21 protein-coding genes are annotated in these 26,446 nt (G+C 37.2%); 4 read left to right on the top strand and 17 right to left on the bottom strand.

Annotated features, from left to right (window positions below; all coding sequences use genetic code 11):
* Positions 1 to 237 precede the first annotated feature (237 nt).
* Positions 238 to 1,263 (top strand): LacI family DNA-binding transcriptional regulator, encoded by a 1,026-nt coding sequence (locus tag G508_RS0111600; RefSeq protein WP_026705477.1) that lies wholly within the window; start codon positions 238 to 240, stop codon positions 1,261 to 1,263.
* A gap of 36 nt (positions 1,264 to 1,299) precedes the next feature.
* On the opposite strand, the gene G508_RS0111595 is transcribed toward G508_RS0111600, so the two are convergent.
* From G508_RS0111595 to G508_RS0111550, 10 genes are all read right to left on the bottom strand, one after another.
* Positions 1,300 to 2,907 (bottom strand): UxaA family hydrolase, encoded by a 1,608-nt coding sequence (locus G508_RS0111595; RefSeq protein WP_026705476.1) that lies wholly within the window; start codon positions 2,905 to 2,907, stop codon positions 1,300 to 1,302.
* Positions 2,908 to 2,919: 12 nt separating this feature from the next.
* Positions 2,920 to 4,380, bottom strand: a complete 1,461-nt coding sequence (locus G508_RS0111590; protein WP_026705475.1) for a tagaturonate reductase — start codon at positions 4,378 to 4,380, stop codon at positions 2,920 to 2,922.
* 3 nt (positions 4,381 to 4,383) lie between these two features.
* Positions 4,384 to 5,913, bottom strand: coding sequence for an MFS transporter (locus G508_RS0111585; protein WP_026705474.1), 1,530 nt, complete (start codon positions 5,911 to 5,913; stop codon positions 4,384 to 4,386).
* Positions 5,914 to 5,952: 39 nt separating this feature from the next.
* Entirely contained in the window at positions 5,953 to 6,624 is a 672-nt protein-coding gene (locus tag G508_RS0111580; RefSeq protein ID WP_026705473.1) for a bifunctional 4-hydroxy-2-oxoglutarate aldolase/2-dehydro-3-deoxy-phosphogluconate aldolase, read from the bottom strand.
* A 17-nt stretch (positions 6,625 to 6,641) separates the two neighbouring features.
* On the bottom strand, positions 6,642 to 7,664 hold the full coding sequence (locus tag G508_RS0111575; protein WP_026705472.1) for a sugar kinase: 1,023 nt from the start codon (positions 7,662 to 7,664) through the stop codon (positions 6,642 to 6,644).
* 15 nt (positions 7,665 to 7,679) lie between these two features.
* The gene (locus G508_RS0111570; RefSeq protein WP_026705471.1) at positions 7,680 to 8,030 is read right to left on the bottom strand and encodes a cupin domain-containing protein; all 351 of its coding nucleotides are present in this window, start codon (positions 8,028 to 8,030) and stop codon (positions 7,680 to 7,682) included.
* 6 nt (positions 8,031 to 8,036) lie between these two features.
* Positions 8,037 to 9,437 (bottom strand): glucuronate isomerase, encoded by a 1,401-nt coding sequence (gene uxaC / locus G508_RS0111565; protein WP_026705470.1) that lies wholly within the window; start codon positions 9,435 to 9,437, stop codon positions 8,037 to 8,039.
* An 11-nt stretch (positions 9,438 to 9,448) separates the two neighbouring features.
* On the bottom strand, positions 9,449 to 10,234 hold the full coding sequence (locus G508_RS0111560; protein ID WP_026705469.1) for a gluconate 5-dehydrogenase: 786 nt from the start codon (positions 10,232 to 10,234) through the stop codon (positions 9,449 to 9,451).
* 3 nt (positions 10,235 to 10,237) lie between these two features.
* Positions 10,238 to 11,074: a 5-dehydro-4-deoxy-D-glucuronate isomerase gene (kduI, locus tag G508_RS0111555; protein ID WP_026705468.1), complete on the bottom strand. Its 837-nt coding sequence runs from the start codon at positions 11,072 to 11,074 to the stop codon at positions 10,238 to 10,240.
* Between the two features lie 212 nt (positions 11,075 to 11,286).
* A complete protein-coding gene (locus G508_RS0111550) occupies positions 11,287 to 12,165 on the bottom strand; it encodes a DUF808 domain-containing protein (protein ID WP_026705467.1) in 879 nt (292 codons plus the stop codon).
* 129 nt (positions 12,166 to 12,294) lie between these two features.
* Here G508_RS0111550 and G508_RS0111545 point away from each other — a divergent pair, with 129 nt between their 5' ends.
* Positions 12,295 to 13,290 (top strand): metal-dependent hydrolase, encoded by a 996-nt coding sequence (locus G508_RS0111545; protein WP_026705466.1) that lies wholly within the window; start codon positions 12,295 to 12,297, stop codon positions 13,288 to 13,290.
* 83 nt (positions 13,291 to 13,373) lie between these two features.
* Positions 13,374 to 13,844, top strand: coding sequence for a hypothetical protein (locus tag G508_RS0111540; RefSeq protein WP_026705465.1), 471 nt, complete (start codon positions 13,374 to 13,376; stop codon positions 13,842 to 13,844).
* 231 nt (positions 13,845 to 14,075) lie between these two features.
* Here G508_RS0111540 and G508_RS0111535 read toward each other — a convergent pair whose 3' ends face one another.
* The 6 genes from G508_RS0111535 to G508_RS0111510 all read right to left on the bottom strand — a co-directional run bounded on the left by G508_RS0111535 (position 14,076) and on the right by G508_RS0111510 (position 23,526).
* Positions 14,076 to 16,091, bottom strand: coding sequence for a glycoside hydrolase family 97 protein (locus G508_RS0111535; protein WP_026705464.1), 2,016 nt, complete (start codon positions 16,089 to 16,091; stop codon positions 14,076 to 14,078).
* A 15-nt stretch (positions 16,092 to 16,106) separates the two neighbouring features.
* Positions 16,107 to 17,345, bottom strand: coding sequence for a glycoside hydrolase family 71/99-like protein (locus G508_RS0111530; protein ID WP_026705463.1), 1,239 nt, complete (start codon positions 17,343 to 17,345; stop codon positions 16,107 to 16,109).
* 76 nt (positions 17,346 to 17,421) lie between these two features.
* Positions 17,422 to 18,930 (bottom strand): RagB/SusD family nutrient uptake outer membrane protein, encoded by a 1,509-nt coding sequence (locus G508_RS0111525; protein ID WP_026705462.1) that lies wholly within the window; start codon positions 18,928 to 18,930, stop codon positions 17,422 to 17,424.
* Positions 18,931 to 18,957: 27 nt separating this feature from the next.
* On the bottom strand, positions 18,958 to 21,885 hold the full coding sequence (locus G508_RS0111520) for a SusC/RagA family TonB-linked outer membrane protein (protein WP_035694618.1): 2,928 nt from the start codon (positions 21,883 to 21,885) through the stop codon (positions 18,958 to 18,960).
* Between the two features lie 30 nt (positions 21,886 to 21,915).
* The gene (locus tag G508_RS0111515; protein WP_026705460.1) at positions 21,916 to 22,998 is read right to left on the bottom strand and encodes a hypothetical protein; all 1,083 of its coding nucleotides are present in this window, start codon (positions 22,996 to 22,998) and stop codon (positions 21,916 to 21,918) included.
* 6 nt (positions 22,999 to 23,004) lie between these two features.
* Entirely contained in the window at positions 23,005 to 23,526 is a 522-nt protein-coding gene (locus G508_RS0111510) for a DUF5004 domain-containing protein (protein ID WP_026705459.1), read from the bottom strand.
* Between the two features lie 368 nt (positions 23,527 to 23,894).
* On the opposite strand from G508_RS0111510, the gene G508_RS0111505 reads away from it, so the two are divergent.
* Positions 23,895 to 25,493 (top strand): DUF6377 domain-containing protein, encoded by a 1,599-nt coding sequence (locus tag G508_RS0111505; RefSeq protein ID WP_026705458.1) that lies wholly within the window; start codon positions 23,895 to 23,897, stop codon positions 25,491 to 25,493.
* A gap of 85 nt (positions 25,494 to 25,578) precedes the next feature.
* Here the strand turns inward: G508_RS0111505 and G508_RS0111500 are convergent, their stop codons facing one another.
* Positions 25,579 to 26,025, bottom strand: a complete 447-nt coding sequence (locus G508_RS0111500) for an SRPBCC family protein (RefSeq protein ID WP_035694641.1) — start codon at positions 26,023 to 26,025, stop codon at positions 25,579 to 25,581.
* Positions 26,026 to 26,446: the final 421 nt, after the last annotated feature.

Below are 26,446 nucleotides of genomic sequence, written 5' to 3'. Positions count from 1 at the left end.
TATGATTTAGCATTTTGAATATTTCGTTTTATGTAATCGATTACCAAAAATAATTAATCCTTTAATAATAACAAAGTTTTTTTTTATAAACTTTAAAAAAAACTTAAAAAAAATATTCATATCACATATTAAGGCGGAATTTGCGTGAAATTTGGCCAAAAAAAAGCCAAAATTATTACGATATAAATACATACATTTGTAAAAATAAATGAAGCTATAGTAACTAGAAACTATTTGATGAAAAAGAAATTCACCATTTATGACATTGCCAATGCGTTAAATATTACAGCAGCCACGGTATCAAGAGCACTGAATGATAATCCAAACATTAGCAAAGCCACCAAAGAATTAGTTTTAAAGACCGCCGAAAAAATGGGGTATGAACAAAACAAACTTGCTTTAGCCTTGAAAAGTGGAAAAAGCAACAATGTAGGTGTCATTGTACCCAGAATCGACAGTAATTTTTTTGGTTCAGTAATCAGAGGAATTGAGGAGGAATTGAATCCATTTGGATACCATGTCATCATCTGTCAAACCAATGGAGATGAAGCCAAGGAAATTGCTAATATTGATGCACTTTTAAATTCTCAAGTAGATGGTATTTTTATCTCTACTTCTAGTAAAGACGTGGCTTCATTTGAAAGAATACTAAGAAAAGATGTTCCCCTAATTTTCTTTGATAGAAAGAAAACGATGAACAATGTCAGCTCTGTTACCATCAATGATTTTGATGGCGGATACAAAGCCACCAAGCATTTAATTGAAAGTGGTTGTAGACAGATTGCCCATTTTTCTGGGGACTTGAACATCGAGATTTTCAATGATCGTTTTACTGGTTATAAACAAGCTTTAACAGATAATGGAATCGATTACATTGAAGAATATGTAGTAAAGACAAGAAGTAATGTCGAAGACGGTAAAAAAGCCGTAAAAAAACTACTGAAACTTAAAAATCCACCCGATGCAATATTCTCTTCAAGCGATTGGGATGCACTTGGTGCTATCCAGGAATTAAGGGCTAAAAATTATAAAATTCCTGATGATATTTCTGTTATTGGATTTAGTAATGAGCCCTTTACTAAGTTTATGGAGTTATCAATCAGTACGATAGACCAATTTCCATTGGACATGGGAAAGATAACTGCCAAAGTATTTTTGGAACAGGTCAACAATTCCGAAAAGGTAAAAATTGAAAAGAAGGTAGTTTTGGAACCTGAGCTAATTATAAGAAAATCAACTAAAAAAACACTTCCGAAGAAATAAAAAAATCCGTTTAGAAATTCTAAACGGATTTTAGTTTTATAGAGAAACTCCTCTTTTCCAAGGAATAAAATCATCTTGCTGGAGCAAATCGGCTTTTGTAGTGGTTCTTCCGCTTGCTACTTCTATAATGTAATCGATAATATCTTCGCCAACTTCCGAAATCGTTTTGGTTCCGCTGATCACATCTCCTGCATCAACATCAATAATATCGCTCATTTTTTGTGCCAAATGGGTATTCGAAGAAATCTTCACAACTGGTGCGATAGGATTTCCCATCGGAGTTCCCAAACCTGTGGTAAATAAAACAACAGTTGCCCCAGAGCCTACCAATCCTGTGGTACATTCTGCATCATTCCCTGGAGTATTCAACAAATTCAAACCTGGTTTTGAAACATATTCTGCATAATCCAAAACATCCGAAATTGGTGCAGCACCTCCTTTTTTAGAGGCTCCTGCCGATTTCATTGCATCTGTTATCAATCCGTCCTTGATATTTCCTGGAGAAGGATTCATATCAAATCCTGAACCCGCATCCACAACTGATTTCTCAAAAGCCTTCATTAACGAAAGAAATTTGTTGGCTTTTTCTTCATCGACACAGCGGTTCATCAACTCCTGCTCGACTCCGCAAAGTTCTGGGAATTCAGCTAAAATTGTCTTTCCACCCAAAGCTACCATAATATCAGAAACTACACCAAGTGCCGGATTTGCTGAGATCCCAGAGAAACCATCAGATCCGCCACATTCCAAACCAACTACCAACTTTGACAATGGAGCCGGTTTTCTTTCGATGGCATTTGCCTTTAAAATCGCACTGTATGAATCTTTAATAATCGTTCGTAGCATGTGATCGACCGTTCCCATCTGCTGTTGCTCATAAATCAGAATTTCTTTGTTGAAATCTGGATTCATATCTTTCAAAACTTTCTTGAAAATATCAATTTGCAGATTTTGACAACCCAAACTCAAAACCGTTGCTCCAGCCACATTCGGATTGTTTACATAACCAGCCAAAAGTTTTGCCAACACTTCCGAATCCTGACGAATACCACCACAACCTCCAGCGTGAGTGATGAATTTTACCTCAATATTATTTAATTCTGGTCTTCCGTCTGTTGGTTTTGGAGTTTCTGCTTCCTCATTTCCCATCAATGACCTTAAAAGCATCTGATAATCGTCTTGCTTTTTTGGAAGCAATTCATTTTCAAAAACCTCTTTCAGCTTTTCAATATTCTTGTTTTCACAAAAAACCAATGGAAAAAACAACCACACATTTGCAGTTCCCACTTGCCCATCTTCACGGTGATATCCCATAAAAGTCTTCTCTTCCCATTTGGAAATATTTGGAGCTGTCCAAGGTAATGTTGCTGTTTTATGCGTTACTTTTTCGCTTTGATGTCTTACATTTAAAGTAGTCAAAACTTCTCCCTTTTGGATGAATTGAGTCGCTTTTCCAACCAAAACACCATACATAAAAATGCTGTCGCCGATGTTCAAATCGTGTTCCGCAATTTTGTGTTTCGCCTTTACATCTGTGGCAAGGATTACTGTATTCCCTTCGAACTCCACCCTGTCACCTTGCACCAAATCGGTCAAGGCCACAATCACATTATCGGCAGGATTTACTTTAATTAGTTTTTTCATCTCAATTTTTAATTAAAATTGTTTTTTAAAATTCTCGAAACCTTTTTCAATTCCGTTAGCTTCAATTTCATTCAAGGCAAGGATTATGGCTTCTGTCAAGCCTCTTACTTGGTTCAAATCTTGGTCCCAAAATTCGGTATTGGCCAAAGTTTCTTTCGTTACTTTTTCAGTATCATTTGAACTCCAGGCTTCTTTGAAAGCCTCTACAATTTCTTGGTTGTCTTTTATTGGCAGCGCTTTTCCATTCCATTCACCTTGGTAAAAACGAATCGTACAAGCCAAAGAAAATGTCAAATAAACCGGAAGTTTTTGATTCAATTCTACGTATTTCAACAAACTTGGCAACACGCGAACCTTAAATTTTGAAATTGAATTCAAAGCAATGTCCGAAAGTTGGTGCTTGATAAACGGATTCCTGAAACGGTCCAAAACTTCTTCGGCAAATTGCTGTAATTCTGATTTATCCATATCCAAAGTCGGATTGATTTCGTCAAAAATCACTTTGTTTACAAAATCGCCAGTGAATTCATTGTCAACACTTTGCTTCACCGTTTCATTTCCATATAAAATCGAAAACGGAACCAAAGCTGTGTGTGCTCCATTTAAAATTCGCACTTTTCTGGTACGATACGGTTGCATATCTGAAACGATTTTTACATCCAAATTCGTCTTATCAAAAGGCAATTTTGCTTTCAATTTTTCATCGCCTTCAATTACCCAAAGGAAAAAGGGTTCGGCCGTAACAATCAGATTGTCTTCATAATCAATCTTGCTGTTGTATTCTTCAATTTCATTTCTTGGATAACCTGGAACGATTCTGTCCACCAATGTATTATGAAACGTACAGGCATTTTCCAACCAATTTTTGAATGTTTCTGGCAAATTCCAAAGGCTACAATATTGCAATAAGATGGCTTTCAAAGTGTCGGCATTATGATTAATCAATTCACACGGAATTATCGTCAAACCCTTAGCATTATCGCCATTGAAATGACGGAAACGTTCGTATAATAAAACCGCCAATCTGGCTGGAAAAGCCTTTGGTGGCGTCATCTCCATCGTGTCAGAATCAATGAATTCAATTCCGGCTTCTGTGGTATTTGAAATAACAAACTCCAATTCTTCTTCTTTGGCCAAAGCCAAAAACTGATCAAACTCAGTATAAGGATTGATTCCTTTTACGATGTTTTCAACGACCTCAATCTCTTGGATTTGTTCGCCTTTTTTAATGCCATTTAAAAACAAAGTGTACAATCCATCTTGGTCATTTAGCAGGTGTACCAATCCGTTTTCAAGCGGTTGCACAACGGCAATTCCGACATTAAAATCTACTTTTTTGTTTAAAACTTGAAAGGCATAATCTACAAAGGCTCTCAAAAAATTTCCTTCTCCAAATTGCACCAATTTTATAGGAAGCTTTACTTCTTTACCTAAATTTTTTCTATTCAATTTTTGTTTTGTATCCGTTTTCATTTCTTAATTTTTGATGATTTTATATTTTGGAACCAAGGTTTTCATCACGGCCCAAGCTATGAGATATGCGACAGCACATACAGAAAAAATAATCATATAACCTTTGTTGATTCCGTCGACTACAACTACTCCAGATTTTTCAAGTTCTGTAAAGAAATTTTCTGGAAGACGTTCATTCACAAATTGAGGAAACTTCTCTAAAAACGGAACTCCATCAACAGTTGTCCACGTTTTATGGGAATAATCAAACAAAACACCTGAACTTTTATTGATGAGAAAAGAACCAATTCCGCCCGCCATGCCACCAATTCCTGTAATGGTTGCAATGGCTCTTTTTGGGAACATATCGCCAACTGTAGAGAAAATATTTGCTGACCAAGCCTGATGTGCAGCTCCAGCAACTCCGATGATTAAAATAGGAATCCAATAGCTGATTTCGCCTCCAGGTTGTGCCAACAAAGCCAACAACGGAAAAAAAGCAAAAATCAGCATCGCTCGCATTCGTCCTGCATACGGATTCATTCCTTTTTTATCTACAAAATAGCGTGGCAACCAACCGCCGATAATCGCTAAAAGTGTAATCATATATAAAACTACTAGCGGAATTGCACTTTCTGTACTGTCCATTCCATAAACCGAACTCAAATAGGCGGGAGTCCAGAATAAATAAAACCACCAAACGCCATCAGTCATGAATTTTCCAAAGATAAAAGCCCAAGTCTGACGGTATTTGAAACATTGTGCCAAAGTAAATTTTGTTTCAACTCCGGTTGTCGCATTCACAACCGAATCTTCGATATCTTGTTGAATATAAAGCAGTTCTTCAGCATTTACTTTCGGGTGAACTTCGGGTTTTTTATAATAGAAAATCCACAATCCCATCCAAACAAAACCTAAACCACCGATGATGATAAAAGCCATTTCCCAACCCATCGCTTTTGCGATAAAAGGAATGGTCAATGGTGCTGCCAAAGCTCCAACTGTGGCTCCAGCATTGAAAATACTGGTAGATAAAGCCCTGTCCTTCTTAGGGAAATATTCGGCAGTTGCTTTTATTGAAGCGGGAAAATTTGCAGATTCTCCCACAGCTAGAACGAATCTTGCAAAAATGAAAAGCGTCACACTCGTACTAATTACCAGCGAAACATCACTAACATTACTGATGATTTCCTTTGATTCTGCAAATCCAATGAACCAATTTCCAGTCAAATAACCTGCAGTTGCAATACCGCAAAAAGCGTGTAAAACGGCTCCGATCGACCAAATGAAAATGGCCCAAAGGAATCCTCTTTTTGTATCCATCCAATCCACAAATTTCCCTGCGAAAAGCATACTTACTGCGTAAAAAATGGAGAACAAAGCCGTTATATTTCCGTAATCATTGTTGTTCCAATGAAATTCTGGTTGGATATAATCTTTCCACGTTAGGGAAAGCACTTGCCTGTCCAGATAATTTATCGTTGTGGCAATAAACAGCAATCCACAGATACTCCACCTGAAATTGGTTGCCTTATTGGTTGGTTTTTCATTCATAGTTTTGGTGGTTTCTAGGTTGGTTTTGGTTAATCGAGGTTATTGTTTTCTAATAGATTTTATAATACTTAAAGCATTTTGAGTTTCGTTAGTTAATTTGGCAAAATCTTGACTTTCAATTATTTTTTCGCTGATGAGCTTGCTTCCCATTCCAACACAAATAACATCTACATCAAACCACTGTTTCAAACTTTCTTCTGTTGGAGAAACACCACCAGTTGGCATTATCGAGGTCCAAGGTTGTGGGGCCAAAACACCTTTGACAAATTGTGGTCCATATACATCTCCCGGAAATAATTTTACCACTTCACAACCCATTTCTTCAGCTTTTGCAATTTCGGTCAATGAACCGCAACCAGGTGACCACAGCACTTTTCTTCGATTGCAAACAATTGCAATATCTTCCCTAAAAACAGGAGTTACTATGAAGTTAGCACCCATCTGCATATAAAATGAAGCTGCTGCTGCATCGGTTACAGACCCCACTCCAAGAATCATTTGGGGCATTTCCTTGATGGAAAATTTCATCAATTCTTGAAAAACTTCGTGAGCAAAATCACCTCTTGCTGTAAATTCAAAAAGTCGGGCCCCTCCATCATAACAAGCTTTTACAACCTTCTTGCATACTTCAATATCAGGATGGTAAAACAAAGGAACCAAACCAGTTTCCTTCATTTCTTGAACAACTTGTATTCGAGTAAATTGTGCCATTTTGGTTTATTTTTTAATTATCGAGAAACTTTTCCCGAAGAATCTCCATTAACTATATTTTCAATTTCTTGCAATGTTGCCAAATTATAATCGCCAACAATCGTATGTTTCAAACAACAAGCTGCAACTGCAAAATCAATGTTTCGCTGTAAATTTTCGGGTGTAGAAATAAGGCTGTAAACCAAACCTCCCATAAAGGCATCGCCTGTTCCTACTCGATCTACAACTGGCGTGACTTCTTTTACGGCAGCTTTATAAATGGAATTTCCATCGTATAAAACACCGCCTATTCTTTGATGCGAAGCACTAACCGAATAACGCAAAGTCGTTGCTACAATCCTTAGATTCGGACACTTTTCAAATATGTTGGAATAAAATCCTTTTAAAGCAATTTCATCTGTATAATCAGGATCCACTTTTTTCATTCCCAACATAAAATTTGCGGTATCAATATCGCCTAAAATCACATTGCAATAGCTTAACATTTCTGGCATAACTTCGCTTGGTTGCTTGCCATATTTCCATAGCTTTGAACGATAATTCAAGTCGCAGGAAATGGTCAAACCAAGTCTGTGAGCGGTTTTAATGGCAATCAAACATTCTTCAGCCGCGTTTTCTGAAATTGCTGCCGTGATACCGCTGAAATGAAACCATGTTTTTCCTTCGAAGATTTTTCCCCAATCGAAAGCACCTTTTTCAATCGATGCAATCGCACTGTTGGAACGGTCGTAAACGACGTTGCTTCCTCTATTTCCAGAACCTGTTTCCAAAAAATAAATGCCCAAACGGTCACCACCAAAGATTACATTTTGAGTATTGACTTTCATTTTTCGCATTTCTTTCAAAGCACATTCGCCAATCTCATTTTCTGGCAAACGCGTTACAAATTCAGCGTCAATTCCATAATTTGCAAGAGAAACTGCAACGTTGAATTCTCCTCCTCCATAAGTTGCAGAAAAATTCTTCGACTGCGAAAAACGCAAATATTTTTCCGTCGAAAGACGTAGCATTATTTCTCCGAAAGTAACTACTTTACTCATTTATTTTTTGCTGTATTATTTTATAAAATCTTCCCGCATCGGACTGAAAACGTCCACCAGCAAACCATCTTCCAGACAAATCACACCGTGTAGCACATTGGAAGGAACGAAAAAAGAATCTCCTTTTTTTAATATCTTTTTTTTATTTCCGATAGAAACTTCAAACTTTCCTTCGGCGATATGCGTCACTTGAATGTGAACGTGATGGTGTAAATAACCAATGCCTCCTTTTTTAAAACGGACGTTGACCATCATTACGGAATCATCATAACCTACAATTTGTCGGTCGATAAAATCATCTATTCTTTCCCACCCAATGGCATCATTTTCAAAGAAAATAGTGGGTTCAGATTGTATATTTTCCATCACAAATCAAAATTTGAAATATTCTTTTGCATTGTTATAGCTGATATCTGCCACCATTTTTCCAATCCATTCCATATCATTTGGCAACTCGCCACGCTTGATTTCATCGCCTAAAAGATTACACAAAACACGTCTGAAATATTCGTGTCTTGGAAACGATAGAAAACTTCGGGAATCGGTCAGCATTCCGATAAAACAGCTGATTAGCCCCATATTTGACAGGGCGTTCATCTGTTTTGTCATTCCGTCTTTTTGGTCTAAAAACCACCATCCTGAACCAAATTGTACCTTTCCTTTGATACTTCCATCGTTGAAATTTCCAATCATCGTTGCCATCACTTCGTTATCAGCCGGATTTAGGTTGTAGATAATTGTCTTGGCCAGTTTATCTTTTTTATCCAAGGCGTTTAAAAATCCTGATAAATTCTTGGCTTGAGAAAAATCTCCAATCGAATCCCAGCCTGTATCAGGACCTAAAATATTATGCATTCTGGTGTTATTGTTACGCAAAGCACCCAAGTGAAATTGTTGAACCCATCCATACTGATGATACATTTCTGATAAAAACAATAAAATGGCACTTTGAAATTTTAATGCTTCCGTTTCTGTAACAGGTTGATTTTTTCGCTTCTTTTGGAAGATGGATTTCACTTCTGTCAATGTAAAATCTTCGAAATAAATTTGATCCAAACCGTGATCGGAAAGCTTGCAACCATTTTCGTTGAAATATTCAATTCTTTTGGAAAGTGCTTGGCATAAATCATCATAGGTATTGATTTCTAAATCAGCAACTTTAGCCAACGTATCTATATAATCATTGTAAGTTTCCACACCAATCAAAATCGCTTTATCTGGACGGAAAGCCGTACTTACTTTTACCGAAAAATCGCTTTTTTTAAGTGCCTGATGATACTCCAAATTATCCGTCGGATCTTCTGTCGTGCAAACCAATTCTGCATTGGCTTTCTTTAGTAAATTCTGGCAAGAAAACTCTGGAGTGGCTAATTTTTGAGAGGTTTCTTCATAGATCGCTTGTGCAGATTTTTCATTTAGAAACTCATAAATATCAAAATAACGTGCCAATTCCAAGTGTGTCCAATGGTACAAAGGATTTCGCATTGTGTATGGAACGGTTTTTCCCCATTGCAAGAATTTGTCTTTGTCAGAAGCATTTCCTGTAATGAATTTTTCGTTTACACCTAACGTCCTCATCGCTCTCCACTTGTAATGATCGCCGTTGATCCAGACATCGGAAATGTTTTTAAAGCTATAATTTTCGGCAATCAATTTAGGTGATAAATGATTGTGGTAATCTATAATTGGCTGATTTTTAGAATAATTGTGATACAATTCTTCAGCATATTTATTTTCTAATAAAAAATTGTCGTGAATAAAAGTCGTACTCATTTTAAAATATTTTATTCTTCGTTTGAAGGTTTCCCGATGGTGGCCAAGATTCCTCCATCAACATAAATTATTTGTCCGTTTACAAAATCACTCGCTTTTGAAGCCAAGAAAACAGCCGTTCCCGCCAAATCTTCGGGATCTCCCCAACGTGCTGCTGGAGTTCTGCTGATGATGAACTCATTGAAAGGATGACCATCAACTCGAATGGGTTCGGTTTGAGAAGTTGCAAAATAACCAGGACCAATTCCATTGACTTGGATGTTGTGTTTTGCCCATTCAGTAGCCAAATTTTTCGTGAGCATTTTTAGTCCGCCTTTTGCTGCAGCATAAGCCGAAACACTGTTTCTGCCCAATTCGCTCATCATTGAACAGATGTTGATAATCTTTCCTTCTTTACGTTCAATCATTTGTTTTGCAACCAATTGCGACATTATAAAGGGTCCAACCAAATCTACATCAATGACTTTTCTGAAATCGGCAACCGGCATTGTGATAGCCAACTCTCTTTTGATGATTCCAGCATTATTGACCAAAATATGGATGTCACCAACTTCGTTGATGATTTTTTCTACGTTTTCAGCAGCTGCTTTTTCATCAGTTACATCAAATAAATAACCTTTTGCTTGGTATCCTTTTGAAGTATAATAAGAAATTGCTTCCTCCATTTTTGAAGGCGTTGTTCCTGTAATAATTAACTGTGCTCCAGCGATTGCCAAACCTTCGGCTATAGCCATTCCTAACCCGTGAGTTCCACCAGTAATCAGGGCGTTTTTATTTTTTAAATTGAATAATTGCATAGCTTATCTTAGTTCGTTTGGAGGACAAATGTCCATATCACTGTAGTCTAAATTTTCACCGGCCATTCCCCAAATAAAGGAATAATTAGAGGTTCCAGCTCCAGAATGAATCGACCATTCTGGTGATAAAACCGCCTGATGATTTTGCATAAAAATGTGTCTTGTGTTTTGTGGTTCGCCCATAAAATGGCAGATGGTTTGTCCTTCTTCCAAATCAAAATAGAAATAGGCTTCCATCCTCCTGTTATGAGTATGAGCAGGCATTGTGTTCCAGATATTTCCTGGTAAAAGTTCAGTCAATCCCATTTGTAATTGGCAAGTTGGAGCTACACTATTTACGATTAATTTATTGATAATCCGCTTGTTGGCATATTTATCTTCACCAAGATGAACAATTTCCGCATTTTCTTTAGTCACTTTTTTGTTTGGAAAATGAGCATGTGCTGGAGCCGAATTGATATAAAACAAAGCAGGGGTTTCTTCAAGACTTGAGAAAATGACTTCTTTCGCACCACTTCCCACATATAAAGCTTCTTTTTTGCTTAATTCAAAGATTTCACCGTCAACACTCACAGTCCCTTTTCCGCCAACATTTATAATTCCTAGCTCTCTTCTATCTAAAAAATGTTCTGATTTTAAATAGGGTATCGTTTCCAGTTTTAAATTCTCTTTCACTGGCATTATCCCTCCAACGATGTACCGATCATACATTGAATAGACCAAATGAATATCTTCTGGAGTAAATAATTTTTCTATCAAAAATTGTTCTCTTATTTTCTGTGTGCCATAGGCAACTACATCAGAAGGATTTGTTGCATAACGGAAACTAAAATGTATCATACTATAATTTTATTGTAATCGATTACACAAATGTAATAATTATTTTTTATAAAACTATATTATGTATAATTTTTATGGACTAAAATTAAAGAATATGAAAAAAAAGCTATCAAATAATAGATTAAACATCTGTAGAGTTCTATCTTATAATTTGATTCTGCTACAGAAAAACAATCAAAATTATGGCTGAATTTTATATAGAAGTAATGATGCTATTTACTTTTGGTCGGGACTATTTTTTTCCCAATTGTCAATACACCAACAACTAACAATCCTACGATTAGTCCTACTCCAAATTCATTAATTATGGAAGGAATATTAGGTAAGTTGTGGTGTAAATAATCAATATTATGAACAAATATACCTCCAGAAACCAACAATAAAGCTATAGTTCCTACAACAGATAGCATCTTGATAATGATAGGCAAGGCTTTTACTAAAAACTGACCTAAAAATGCTAAAAAACCTTTATCGTTTGATTTTTTTATAAGATAAAGCCCAGCATCATCCATTCTTACAATCAAGGCTACAATTCCATAGACACCAACTGTTGCTATAATTGCTACAAAAGTAACTGAAAGAATTTGTGTCAATAAAGGATGTTCATGTTCTATGACTGTTGCCAAAGCAATAATCACAATTTCTAGAGAAAGAATGAAGTCTGTTTTTATAGCAGAACTGATTTTTGATTTTTCAGAATTTGCAGCATTTTCAGGCAAATCACTCTCTATTAGCACTTCACTACCTTTCTTAGGACGGTGAAATACAAATTCTACAATTTTTTCAGCACCTTCGTAAGCTAAAAAAGCCCCTCCTAAAACCAAAATAATTGTAATTACAACTGGGAAGAAATAGTTTAATAAAAAAACCGCAGGCAGTATTATCAACTTGTTGATGAAAGAACCTTTTGTAATAGACCATAAAACAGGTAATTCGCTTGAAGAAAGGAAACCTGTTGCTTTTTCTGCATTTACAGCCAAATCATCACCTAAAATTCCAGCTGTTCTTTGTGTGGCCAGTTTACTCGTTACTGCAACATCATCCATCAAAGCCGCTATATCATCTAAAATTGCAAAAAAACCTGAAGCCATAATTGTTTGTTATTTGTTTTATTTGGCGTAAAAATAGAAATAAAATCTTATAGCGATGTTATAACATTCGAATCAATGCTACTATTTTCAAGTCGCAATACCTTAAATTTGCAATTCAAGCGCTACTTCATGGATTCATTTACTCAGATTGTTTTAGGAATTGCAACAGCCGAATTATGTGCGGGTGAAAAACTGCAACGGAAAACCTTCCTATATGGGGCAATTCTAGGCACTATTCCTGACTTAGATATCGTCGTAGGACATTTTTTGAAACCTGTCGATGGTGTCGCCATTCATCGAGGCCTCAGTCATTCTTTATTGTTTTTTGCTTTGCTTTCGCCAATATTGGGATGGATCATAACAAAATTAGAAAGAGGAAAAATTGATTTCAAGAGTTCTTCTTTACTAGTGTTTTGGTGCTTACTGACTCACGTTCTTCTGGATATTTTCACATCGTGGGGAACACAAATTTTCTGGCCTTTACATGACAGAATTGCACTAAAAACAATCTTCGTTATTGATCCGTTGTACACGTTACCTTTGCTGATTTCGCTACTAATAGCTTGGCGAAAGCCTACATTTTCTTTACGAAAAAAATATGTGCTAAGAGGTATTTACATCTCTTCGGGTTATTTGGCTCTGACTTCTGGATTAAAACTTCACGCTTTGCATCAATTTGAAACAGCACTAAAAAGTCAAAATATTACTTATAATGATCTTATCGTAAAGCCAACCGCCTTCAACTGTATCTTATGGAATGCCAATGTTGCTACAAAAGACGCCTATCTTTTAGGAGATTATTCGATATTTGATAGTCAGCCTATCACTTTTAATAGTTATAAAAAGAACAACGAACTCACAAAAGAACTTGCTGGAAATCCAGATTTTGAAACACTCAAAACAGTGAGCGAAGGCTGGTTTATTATTACAAAAAAAGACAATCTCTATTACTTTAACGACTTGCGTTTTGGACTGCTCAATACAGATTCTAACCAATCACAATTTGCCTTCAGTTATGTGTTTAGGGAAAAAAATGGCACATTGAAAGCAGATGGAGTTCCGAAACAAAAGCGTGATGGAAAAGCTTTGATGATTGGAATACTTAATCGGATTAGAGGAAATTAGCACATTATATTGGCTAGTTGATCATTAATTTTAAGAATTACTACAAAAATTTATAATATCTTTATTTGTAAAAAAATAAAACCATGAACCTACCTCAACAAATAGCAAAACACTTACGAGATGTTTACTTCGGTGGCAACTGGAGCGTTTCGAATCTAAAAGATACTTTATCCGATGTAAATTGGCAACACGCCACCCAGCAGATCCATTCTTTCAATACGATTGCTGTTCTTACCTATCATGTGGGCTATTTTGTGAGTGCTGTTGCAGAAGTTTTGGAAGGCAAACCCTTAAATGCAAAAGATGAATACAGTTTCCTGCATCCTCCCATTGAGTCCGAAGAAGATTGGCAACAACTTTTAGAGAAAACTTGGGCTGATGCCGAAAAATTTGCCAACCTCATCGAACAATTGCCCGAAAGTATTTTCTTTGAAGATTTTATAGATGAAAAATACGGAAACTATTATCGAAATCTTAGTGGTATAATCGAACATTTGCATTATCATTTGGGACAAATTGTAATTATTAAGAAAATGGTGCAAAACAGGAATTGATTTTGCACGATTCTGCGGATTGAAATTCATAGTTTTATATTCTAATATCCAACGGATTAAAATTCGTTGCTTCAGTAATTTCGTTCCTACGGAACTTTCACATCAAGTTTAAGAGCCAGAGGCTTGACCCATTTTGTAATCTCTGATTTTAATCAGAGAGATGTAACTTATAATATGCAAATGCCTCGTGACGAAATCATCACGAGGCATGCAATTTAACTAACTCAAAACTTATTTTTTAATAGCGGCAAACTTTACAGCTACTCCACCTCCACTAGCTAACTTAAAGCTTAAGTCTGTTGAACGATCAACTGTCTTCGTAGAAATTACAACAGGATATGGATTTGTTTTATAATCGGCTCCAGGACCATCCTGATAAATGGTTGCGGTATAGCTTGTTCCTTTTTCCAGAAATGACAAATCAACTTTTATCTCACGGACTTTATCGTTTGTAATTGCTCCAAAATACCAGTCCTCTGTATCCCAATCTTTACGAGCGATTGCTGTATATTCTCCAATTTTTGAATCCTGTGGCTTAGTGTCTGCCCAAATGCAAGGCACATCCTTGATAAATTGAAACTCGGGCTTGCCTTCATAATTTTCAGGTAAATCCGAAGCCATTTGCAACGGACTAAATAACACCACATACAAAGCCAATTGTGCTGCCAAAGTAGTTTGTACTTTTGCTCCTTGAGGCAATTTATAATCAAAGTCGAAATTTCCTGGTGTATAATCCAACGGTCCGGAAAGCATACGTGTAAACGGTAAAACATTTAAATGTTCAGGCGTGTTTCCTCCATCAGCCGACCAAGCATTGTATTCCTGACCTCTTGCACCTTCCTGTGTCATCAGGTTTGGATAAGTTCTTTGCAAACCAGTTCCTTTTACAGGTTCGTGATTGTCAATCATGATTTGGTGTTTTGCAGCCGTTTCAATTACTTTTCTATAATGGCGAACACCATATTGGCTATCGTGCCATTCTTTCTTGTCCAAATACTTGTTCACATAACCCGTTTTAACAGCATTTACACCTTTAGAGTGATACAGCTTGAAAGCTTCATCCATTTGACTTTCATAATGCTGTGAGGCTCCCGCCGTTTCATGATGACCGATAAGACGAACGTTTTTCTTTTTGGCGTAAGCCGTAATTTCGTCCAAATCAAAATCGGGATAAGCCTTTAAAAAACTGAACGAAGTTCCATCGGCTGTCCAATCGCCATCCCAACCTATGTTCCAACCTTCAACTAAGACACCGTCCAAACCGTGTTGAGCAGCAAAATCGATGTACCTTTTTGTGTTTTCAGTTGTTGCTCCATGTTTTGGTCCCTGTCCCCAGCTGTATTTTTCCAAATGCATTCCCCACCAAATCCCGATATATTTTGAAGGTTCAATCCACGAAACGTCTTTTATTTTAGTAGGTTCATTTAGATTTAGCATCACTGTTGAAGCCATCAAATCTCCGGGTTTTGTCCCTACTATAATCGTTCTCCAAGGCGTTTCGAAAGGCGTTTGAGCATACACTTTCACACCATCTCTCCACGGCACCAAGTCGCTTTTATACTGATTCCCTTTAGCTTTTAATAACGTCATTGAAGCAAAATCGGTCAAATTAGCCTCATGAATCGCTACAAATAATTTGTCCTTTGTTTCAAAAGTAGCTGGCGTGTTGATTGTATCGGTTTGACTCATCGGAGTTTTTTTGTAGAAACTCTCATAGTAGCTATTTTCTCGGTGAACCGGAATCGACCATACATCGTTATCAAACGGAAAAGTAAACTGCGTAATCTCATTGGAGATTTTCACTTTGTCCAAATTTGGCTGTTTAGGAAAAAAATATCTGAAACCCAATCCATCGTCAAAAACCCTGAAAATGATGTCCACCAAACGCTTCTCCCCTGCTGTTTCCTGCAAATGAACAATCAGCTGGTTGTGGTTGTCTCTCACTTTTTTGAACTCACCCCAAGGCTGTTCCCATACCGTATTTGTAGATTTCTCCTCTGCCTTAACAACTGTGAAACCAGCTGTCATTTTTGCCTGTTCTTGAAATTCAAAACCCAACAACGATGGCTCGATTACCGATTTTCCGTCGAATGAAAATTGGTATTGCGGTTCGCCATTTTTGGTAAGATTGAATATAAGTTCATTCTTTTTTCCAGGCGATTTTATTTTGTATGTTTTTTGAGCATAGGTTGAAAACGCTATCAAAAGCGAGGCAACCATTAAAAGGCTTTTATTTAATTTAATCATTTTCGTTTTTCTTAATTATTCAAAGTCATTTAGTAATTCTACTGCTTTTTCGGGTTGCATCGATATAAAATAGCCAAAGATACGGTCTAATTTTGCTTGTATTTCTCCATTTCCTTTATATTCGATTCTCAAATCATATAATTTGCTGATTTCTGGAAAAGCATTCACGGTCGATTGAACTCCAGCAAAAGCTTTCACTTTTTCTACATACGAATATCCAAATTCTACGGTTGGTTCAATCATTGTTCCTTCGCCAAAATCGTTCCAAGTAATCAATTGCAAATGCTCAACTCCAGCTGTTTGGGCCATTGCAAGTGTTTCGTCAAAAGTAGCACCATTGTTGTGTTCTATTGTCCAACCAATGGCTTCTCCTCCTCCACCTTCTGCATAAAAATCACGGAAACCAGGATAGGCACTTCCCATTCCTACACCTAGATTTGGGAGAGTATTAGTGTAGAAATTTGAAATGTGCGAATTGTCCTGATATACCCATGAATATTCTCCCGAAGCATTGGCTCCAGCATCACCTGATTCATACCACAAGGTTAAAAACGTTGGCTTTGGATTGATAGAACTGAACACATTTGTCCATTCATCTGGCGTTTGCAAAGTGATTGGACCAAAATTTAACAATAAAGGCTTATCATTGATTTTGATGTAATTGCTATCGCCAAAATAATTCGATTGCAGAAATGCCAGATCGGTTTTTGCAGCACTCACAGCTGTTGTAGCCAAACCGGCATCTACAATATTATTCAAGAAACGGTCTTCATAGACAATGGCATATTCCAAACCAACTTTGTCGAGCATTTCTACTAAAGCATCGGTGTTTTCCTTTATCATTCGGTAATCGTTTACGTCATAAGTTCCGTACCAGTCGATCAAAAGACCATCGACTCCGGCATATTTCATCATCAATAAATGATTCTCCAAAACGTCTTTGTCGCCTGAATGATAAGGCCCGATTAACGGATAATAATGTGCTGCAATTTGCCTTTTTCCGTTTGCATCAACATTATCTGGATTCATGTTTGCCATTGTCCAGTGGTAGCCCCATTGATTGTTTCCATTACTTTCTTTTGTTTCAAACCATGCCATATAATGCATATATACTTTTGTCTCATTGGTTTTTGTAACGGGAATGGGCTCGAATTCTTGTGCAGACAATTTAGAATCTTTATTGTCGTTTTCACATCCCATGAGGGTAAAAATTCCCATCAAAAGCGTGAGTATCATTGTGCTATTTTTTTTCATTTGAATGATTTAAAATGTTTAAAAAGCCAGCCTTCGGTAAAACTAACCAAAATTTTGGAAGGCTGACCTTTAGAAATTAATTATATCCAGGGTTTTGAACCAGATTTGTATTGGTACTCAAAACCGAAGCAGGAATCGGGAAGATTGCTTTTGTAGGATCCGAAGTTCCTTTTTCCCACCAAGGCTGGAAGAATGTTCCAAACCTGATATTATCGGTTCTTCTTTTTCCTTCGAAGATAAATTCGCGAAGCAATTCCTTATCCAAGAATTCCAAGTCGATAACGGCTGGCATTTCTGTTCCTGCACGAGAAGTAATTTGTTGGATGAAAGGTTCAGCTAGACCAGGTGAACCAAGACGTACATAACATTCGGCTTGCATCATCAAGATTTCGGCATAACGAATGACTACCCAGTCGTGGTCACGTTCCCATTTTTCGCCCGCTTTCATTTCATACTTGTGCAATCTTACCCCTTCGTTTTGTTTCGCATTGGTAAAGTTTACAATTTCTTCCGTGTAAGTCAATGGTTCTCCACTGTCCATAACAATCACATTTCCTGTTGCCATATTGATCTGATCGCCCTGAAGCATCGCTTTCTTTCTCTTATCAACATCTTCAAAAGTAGAATAAACACCAGGTTGAGCACAAATTCCGTTTCCGCTCCATTGATAATCTCCGGTTGGTGACATTGTTAATCGGTGTAAATAGTGACAACTCATTGAGGACAAATAATTCCCTACAGTTCCAGCTGCAGAATCATACGGAATGGCCAAGATAATTTCTGACGAAGTTTGATTTTCGGTCAGGAAACTTGCAAAATAGTCGGTTGTTAGTGAATATCCTGTTACTTTCTGGCACATTTCGATACAATCAACCCATCTTGGCACTCCAACAAAAGCTTCAGAATTCAGGTATAATCTTGCCAATAAAGAATAGGCCACACTTTGCGTGAATTTTGAATAGACTTTATTGGCTGGCAAAAGCGGCAAAGCTTCCAATAATTCTGATTCTACAAAATCATATACTTCCTGACGTGAAGAATTTGATGGCAAACCTTGATCTTCAAAGTTGGTTACAATTGGTACATTCCCAAACATATCCAAAAGGTTGTAATAGTAATAGGCACGAATTGATTTTAATTCAGCATAAATGGGTGCCTTTGCTTCATCTGATAATCCAGACTTGTCGATTTGATAAATGATCGAATTGATTTTTGCAATTCCGGTGTAGCAATAACGCCAAGAAGACAAAATCATTCGGTTATCAGCATTCCACATGTGTCGTTGAGCATCTTGGTATTGGCCTCCGTCATACCAGTCGGTACCTCTTGTTGGAATCGTAGCCTCATCCGAAGCGACTTCATTCAAAAAGAAAACATATTCACAAGTAGGATATGAATTTGAAATGGCATCGCCAAAACCTCTTAGGGAAGAATAGGCTCCACCAACCAAGGCTTGGATTTCACCAGGCGTTTGCCCGAAATCGCCGTCTTCTACCCTGTCGTATAATTCTTCATCCAAATCGGTACAAGAATAAGTAAACAGTGAACTTGCGATTACAATTGCTGCTATTATTTTGATTTTCATTGTTCTAAAATTTATAATTTTCAATTCTTAATTTGCTAGCGTAAAATTCAATCCAAACGAAATAGTGGTTGGCCTTGGATAGTTGTTAAACCTGTCGATTCCAGGATTGGATAATCCCGTTAGATCAATCTCTGGATCTACACCGCTATATTTTGTGAATACTGCCAAGTTTTCTCCCAAAACGTACACTCTTAATTTAGTTCCTGCTTTCTTGAACGGCATGGTATAGCCTAACGTTACGGTTTGAAGACGGAAAAACGAAGCATCTTCGATCCAATAGCTTGAGAATTGTGGTGCCGAAGTAATGCCACTTGTCAAGAAATCATCGGCAACATTATAAGCCGGAAGCCTGTTATTATCATACAACATCATATCTGTAGCATTCAAAACTTCTTGTCCAAAGCTTCCATAACCAGTGAATCCTGCATCAAAATTCCCATAGTTGAAATTCATTCCTAATCCGATAGTGAAATCAGGCTGAACATCGCCAATTGCTTTTTGTTCAGTTCCCAAAATGATTTCTCCACTTTCGTCAACCCCTAAGCTTTCATAACCCCAAAAAGTTCCAACTGCATAACCCTCGGCAATGATTTGAGAAAATTGATTGGACATGCCTGAAAGACCATGCAACGATCCGCTGAAAATTTCTTCGGTTTCATAAATCTGGTTCGAAAGTTTCTCTATTTTTTGCTTGTTTTTGGCAAACACCAAATTTGCATCCCACGAAAATTTGTCACCTTTCACAATATTGGCGTTCAAAGAAAGTTCGATTCCTTTGTTCGACAATTCTCCAACATTGGCTAACATAACCCCTACTAGATAAGGTGGTTGTGGCACTTGATAGGTATATAATAAATCTTTGGTGGTTTTATTGTACCATTCAAAAGATCCTGTGATTCTGTCAAAAAGGCTAAAATCGATACCGATGTTAGTTTGTGCAGTCGACTCCCATTTCAAATCTGGATTTGGATTTTGTGTTGGCGAATAGGCCAAACTCCACGTTCCCGTAACCGGATCATAATAACTATCCTGGCCCACTCCTAAAATGGACAATGATTTGTATTCTCCAATTCCGTCTTGGTTACCCGTTACTCCATAACCTACTCTAAATTTCAAATTACTCAACCAATTAGAAGTTGATTCCATAAAATTTTCTCTGCTGATTGTCCAAGCTGCAGAAGCCGATGGAAAAACACCCCATTTGTTATTGGCACCAAAACGGCTTGATCCGTCACGTCTAACAGTTCCTGTCAACATGTATTTTCCGTCATAGGAATAATTGGCTCTTCCGAAAAAAGAGGCCAAGTTTGATTTTCCTTTATAGGAATACACATCTCCCAAACGGTAGTTGTAACCCGCACCTAAATTGTTGTATCCGAAAATATCCGTTTCAAAACCACTTCGTTGAGCTCCAAAACCTTCGTAGATATTTTCCAAATACGAATAACCAATCATGGCGTTGAAGTTATTTTTTCCTAAGGTTTTGGTATAGTTTACATAAGCTTCAATTTGAGCATTTGTAAATTCGCCATACGTTTTTTGGGCATAACCCCTTTCTGACAAACCTTCTAAAACCGCATAGGATGGCTTGTAGGTACTTCCTTGCATAGCATTATGTTCTAGCGAAGTATTGACAACCGCCAAGAAATCGTTAAACAATTTAGCTTCAGTTTTGAAGTATCCTAAAAGTCGGTGGCGTTTGTTATCTACCTTTCTGTTGGTTAAGATTTCCACCGGATTTTCATAAAGTGTCCCTCCCACTGAAGTGAAATTTCTGTTGGCATCATAAACTGGAATGGTTGGATTCAAATTGATGGCTCTTTCAAAAATCCTGTAATCCAACGGACTCCATTTGTCGATATTGGCATACAATCCCATATCAAACTTCAAGGCTTTGTCCAAAACATATTGATAGGTACTGATATTAGCACTCAAACGTTCAATTCCTGATGTTTTGATGATTCCTTCATTATCAAAATAGGACAAAGAAGTTCTCAAACCACTATTTTCATTTCCAGAATTAATCCCTAAAGTATGGGATTGTGTAAAAGCAGTTTGCTCCAATTCTTTTTGCCAATTGGTGTTTCCACCAAAATCAATCGCATCGGTGATATTGTTATCGCGAACATAACCTCTCCATTGGTCAGCCGAAAGTAAATCCAAACGATTGGATGCAAAACCAACACCTGTAAAACCATTATAATTGATTGACATTCCTTTTGTTCCGCCTTTTGTCGTAATGATAATCACACCATTTGCTCCTCTGGAACCGTAGATTGCCGTTGCCGAAGCATCTTTCAAAACATCAATCGATTTGATATCATTTGGTTGCACGACATTGATATCGACACCTGCAATTCCATCTACCACGATCAAAGGATTGTTACTTGCCGTTAACGAAGTTCCTCCTCTCAAACGGATGGAGGATCCTGAACTTGGATCGCCAGTTCCTCGAGTAATTGTCAAACCCGCCACTTTTCCTTGCAAAACTTGTTCAGTAGAAGAGATTGCTCCTTTTACCAAATCATCCGCATTGACGGTAGAAATAGCTCCTGTCAAATCTGATTTTCGCATGGTTCCGTATCCTACCGAAACCAACTCAACCGCATCGAGCATAAAAGTATCTTCCTGTAGCTTTAATGTAAAAGTTGAAGTGTTGGCATCCACAACCACAGTTTGCGAAACATAACCAATATAAGATACCTCGATTGAACTTCCAATGGTGACTTGAAAGGCAAATTTTCCGTCGGCATCTGTTACGGTAACATTTGTTGTTCCCACTTCCGTTACGGTTACTCCAGGTAATGCAAAATTGGTCGTGTCATAAACCACACCTGAAACCAGCTTTTTCTGTTGTGCAAAAACACCTGCCGATAGAAAAAGCATAAACATCAGGAAAACCAGCATTTTGGAAGTCCTTTTTTCATGAACCTTATTTATATGTGTACTATTCATTAGAATTGTTTTTAGTTGATGGTGAAATAATTAGTCTACCGTTTTGAGCGGAATCGTAGTATCAGATATAACATTATTGTTGTTATCCTTTACCAAAACATGAATTGAAGTAAGGTTCTCGACATTTTGAAGTGGCGTTACCAAATTCACAAATCCTTTGATTTCACTAACATTTCCAGTGAATTCTCCTGTAAGTATTACATCATTTGCTGTAATCGTATACACCAATTTGTTCACTCCTGGTTCATTATTTTTTCGCATAATCCCTAAAAAATCTTTCTTGCTCAGCTGCAAGGGAAAAAAACGAAACTCTGGTGGTGGTGGCGGAATGTATTCTCCAGCATTCAAAACATGATCGGGTGTGGTAGCCGCCCATTCGTCCTTGACCATCAAAAAAACCAAGTTGTTCATCACATAGCCATCTGGAACATCATAATATTCATTCGGAATTAAATCCATTTTATAGAAGCCGTTTCCAAGATCTTTCAATTTGGTTTTCTCTACAATTTCAGGCAACCACGCTTGATATTCTTGCTTCACATCCCAGTTGTTCAAACCGCTATGAAAATGCACACTCGTTGCTCCTTCAAATCCCGGTTGCAAATTAGAATTGAATAAAATACTGATTCCCTTGTCCAATGTTGGAGCTGAAGGATAGGACTTAATCAATTGATTATCGGTATAAAATGTAGTGAAATTAGTATAAGCCACTTGTGCCACACCAGATTGCAATGTTCCTGTTTTGTCTTTCAAGCGAAACCAAAAGCCAGCACTTGCTGCAATTTCTTCTGGTGTTTTTGAGAAATAAAGGGTTGGCGTGAGCGTTTTACTCCAAACCATATTTCCTTCATACGTTAGTTTTGCAAATTCTGATGAGTTTTCCCAGTTTCCAGCATCTGGTTCAGATGGTGACCACATCCAAAGATAGACATCGCTTTCTGCCAAAAAGGTAGTTCCCGAAAGATCAAAATACCACGTCACTTCTTCATCATATTCATATACTACAGGAAACGACCACATCGCCCCGACATCTCCAGCCTCTTGTGTTTGTGCCTTAACAAAATTCGGCAACAACAAAAAAGTCAATAAAACAATTTGTATAATTTTTTTCATAATCTGTTATTCGTTAAGAGTGTTTAACTTGAAGATATAAGTGATAAAGGGAGTTCCTTCGGAGGTTCTTGTCAGTTGAATTTCCATCTCTCCGTTGCTTCCGGGAACCGAACTCAATCGTAATTCATCAGTTTTTTGTGTTTTTTGTACATCGCTGTACAAATAGATCATCAACGGAATTTGTCCGGTTGGTTGAAAAGCCGCACTCAATTCCCAATAGCCTGTTGGTGCAAATAATGGCGGAACATCTCCTAAAACTTCATACGATGTAGGCTGCATTTTTTCATCTACATTAAAATTGATTTTAAAATCAGCATAATTAAACATCGAGCTCAAATTTTGTTCGCTCGGTTCAATGGCATTTTTTTTTGCAAATTCATCTACCATTTTTAAATTCATCAAGCCCCAATTTCCATTTACTTTCTCGTAAAGCGTAATGGGTGCTACGTGACTACCGTCGTCATTTTTGCTACAGCCAAAAGCCAGCAAACAGACCATCGCCAATCCATAAAGAAGTTTACATTTCATAAAATTTGTAGTTTAGTTAGATAATATGTTTTCTACGAAAACGATTTCACGAAGCTAGTTGTTAAAAAAAACTAAAAAAAAATATTGGAGAAAAATCAAGATAAATCTAACGATCAAAAACAAACAATCGCTTTGTTTTCAATTCATTACAACGTTGTAGTTCTAAAAAAAATCAAGGTGTTATACAGATAAATCAAAGTCTGAAACCTATAATTTTATAGCAATATGGAAAATAATAGGTTCTTTTTTTTCGTATAATAGCCATCCATTAGCCAATTATTATCAAAATGGAAAATTTGCATTATATTTAACCAATCAAAAACACATCTTGAAAAAAAGAATATTTTTGAAGTCATAATTACAACCCCATGCATAGATTTTTAGTTTTACTTTTTCTAACCAGCCCTTTCATGTTTCAAGCCCAAGAACTCGACCCTTTATTGAAGGAACTCGACAAGGTGCTTTTGAACAAGAATGAATTTGTAAAACAAAAATATGCCCGAATCAACCTACTCAAAAAAAGCATCCACAAGTTTACGGTTAGTCAAGACGATCGGAATTTGTATACCACTTATATGTCCTTGTTTGATGAATACAAATCGTTCAAATATGATTCGGCCTATTATTATCTCGAAGAGGCAAAGACAAAGGCATTCCATCTAAAGGATGAACAATTGATTTCCAGAAGCAGGATCAAGGAAGGTTTTGTTTTGCTTTCGTCAGGACTTTTCAAGGAAGCAATTGACACTTTGAGCAGTATTGAAGGACAAAAACTGGACATGAAGAGCCAATTTGACTATTATTCCATCAAAGCCAGGGCCTATTATGACCTTGCTGATTATACCCGTGACCTCCGTTATAACATCAATTACATCCAAAAAGGCAATCTGAATCTTGATAAAGCCATCGGTCTTATCCGACCTAATACCAATGAATATTGGGCTACTGAAAGTTTGCGAAAACTCAAACAGCAAGACTTTAAAGGTGCTGAAAAAGCCTTTAGTTATTGGATAGACAACTTTCAATTGCCTGCAGAATATTATGGAATTGCCACTTCCTCGCTGGGTTATATTTATTCTGAAAAAGGAATGACTGACAAGGCCATCCATTATTTGACCTTGGCTGCCATTGCTGATGTGAAAAACGCTACAAAGGAAACCGTAGCACTTCGAAATCTTGCCAACGAACTCTTTAAAAAAGGCCATCTCGAAGAAGCAAACCGCTACATTAACTTGGCAATGGATGATGCAACTTTTTATGACGCACGACACCGAAAGATCGAAATCTCTTCTATCCTGCCCATTATCGAAAAGGCCCAACTCAATAAAGTGAAGGATAAAAACGACATGCTCGAAAAAATCGTGATGCTCTTGACGGTTCTCGCCTTGATCATTGTGCTTTTCTTGGTCATCATTTTCAAACAATTGAAGGAACGAAACGCTTCCCGAAAAGAGATGGCCGATTCCTATAGCAAATTACAGGAAATGAACGTCAGCCTGAGCGAAGCCAATACTATCAAGGAAGAATATATTGCCTATTTTATCAAAGCCACTTCCGACCTGATCAACAAGATCGACCATTTGCAAAAAAGTACCATCCAGAAAGTGATTTCTAAAAAAACCGATGAGATTATCGCCAGCTTGAACCGCTATAATGTCACCAAGGAACGCGAAAACCTATTTCATCAATTTGATGATATCTTCCTTAAACTGTTCCCAACATTTGTTGCCGACTTTAATGCCCTGTTTCCACCAGACCATCGAAGTGTCATCAAGAAAGGTGAGCTACTCAATACCGAAATGCGGATTTTTGCCCTCTACCGTCTAGGCATCCAGGACAGCAACCAAATTGCCGATTTCTTGGAATTATCGGTCACTACGATTTATACCTATAAAACCAGAATCAAAAGCAAATCTGAATATAAGGAAGTATTCGAAGAAAAGATTATGGAGATTAAAACCATCTAAATTTTATACGAATAGACACAAATTGCATTACTACTCCTAAATGCTTAGCTAAAAATGCGTGTTTTATTCAGACTATTTCTGCTTTTTAGGGATTCAAAAATGGAGTTCCCTTACCTGTTTCCAAATAAGCCTTCAAGCTTTTGACAAATTGTTCCCATCCGGCTGAACAGATACCATAGCATTCTACTTCGGGATGCAAACCGTCGTGTGTGAGGTGCAGCAAGGTCGCTTCTTCCCTATTTTCTAGTTCCCAAATGATTGTAGTGTTGATCCACTCGGTTTGATTGGTGAGACCGGGAATGTTGATGAGGGAATCTTCTACCTGCCAAACCACTTTTTGATTTTCTACCAGCTCTTGCACAGTCATGGTTTTGAATACGCTTTCGCCAAAACGAACCGTAAAACTACTACCTACTTCATTGGTAACTCCTTCGAACATTTGAGTCCACCATTGCGGAATTTCAGCTGTCAATGCTTTAAAAACTTGTGCTACTTTGCAATTAATGGTTACCGAAAGAGTAAAACTTTCCATCTTAAATGTCGCTTTTTGATTGATGATTGTTAGTTTCAAATTTATAAACATTTTCTACTACTCCAACTGTGCAAAAAAGACAATTAGCGGGGGTATTTTGGGCAAATGAATTCGTGCTCTAATACTTAAACAATGGTCTTCATTTTTATTTTGGACGAAAGTCCCAACAACTATTTGTGACTTCATATCTCCTTTTTTTACTCATCAAAAGCCAATTTCTGTTACAAACAGGCTATTTTTCAATTCGCATGAGCAACTTTTCAATTAGGGTAAAACATTTTTTGATTAGCGTAAAGAAAAAAGCTCTCCGTTTGAGTATAGTTGTTCTTTGTGCAAACCTTTGTTTTCTCCGTATAAATAACTGTTCACTCCGTGTGGTCATCTGTTCACTCCGTGTAAGCATCCGTTCACTCCGTGTAGG

Source organism: Flavobacterium soli DSM 19725, assembly GCF_000422705.1.
GTDB lineage: Bacteria > Bacteroidota > Bacteroidia > Flavobacteriales > Flavobacteriaceae > Flavobacterium > Flavobacterium soli.
The sequence above is the reverse complement of the archived record's forward strand: the minus strand, read 5'-3'. Positions and strand labels throughout refer to the sequence as shown.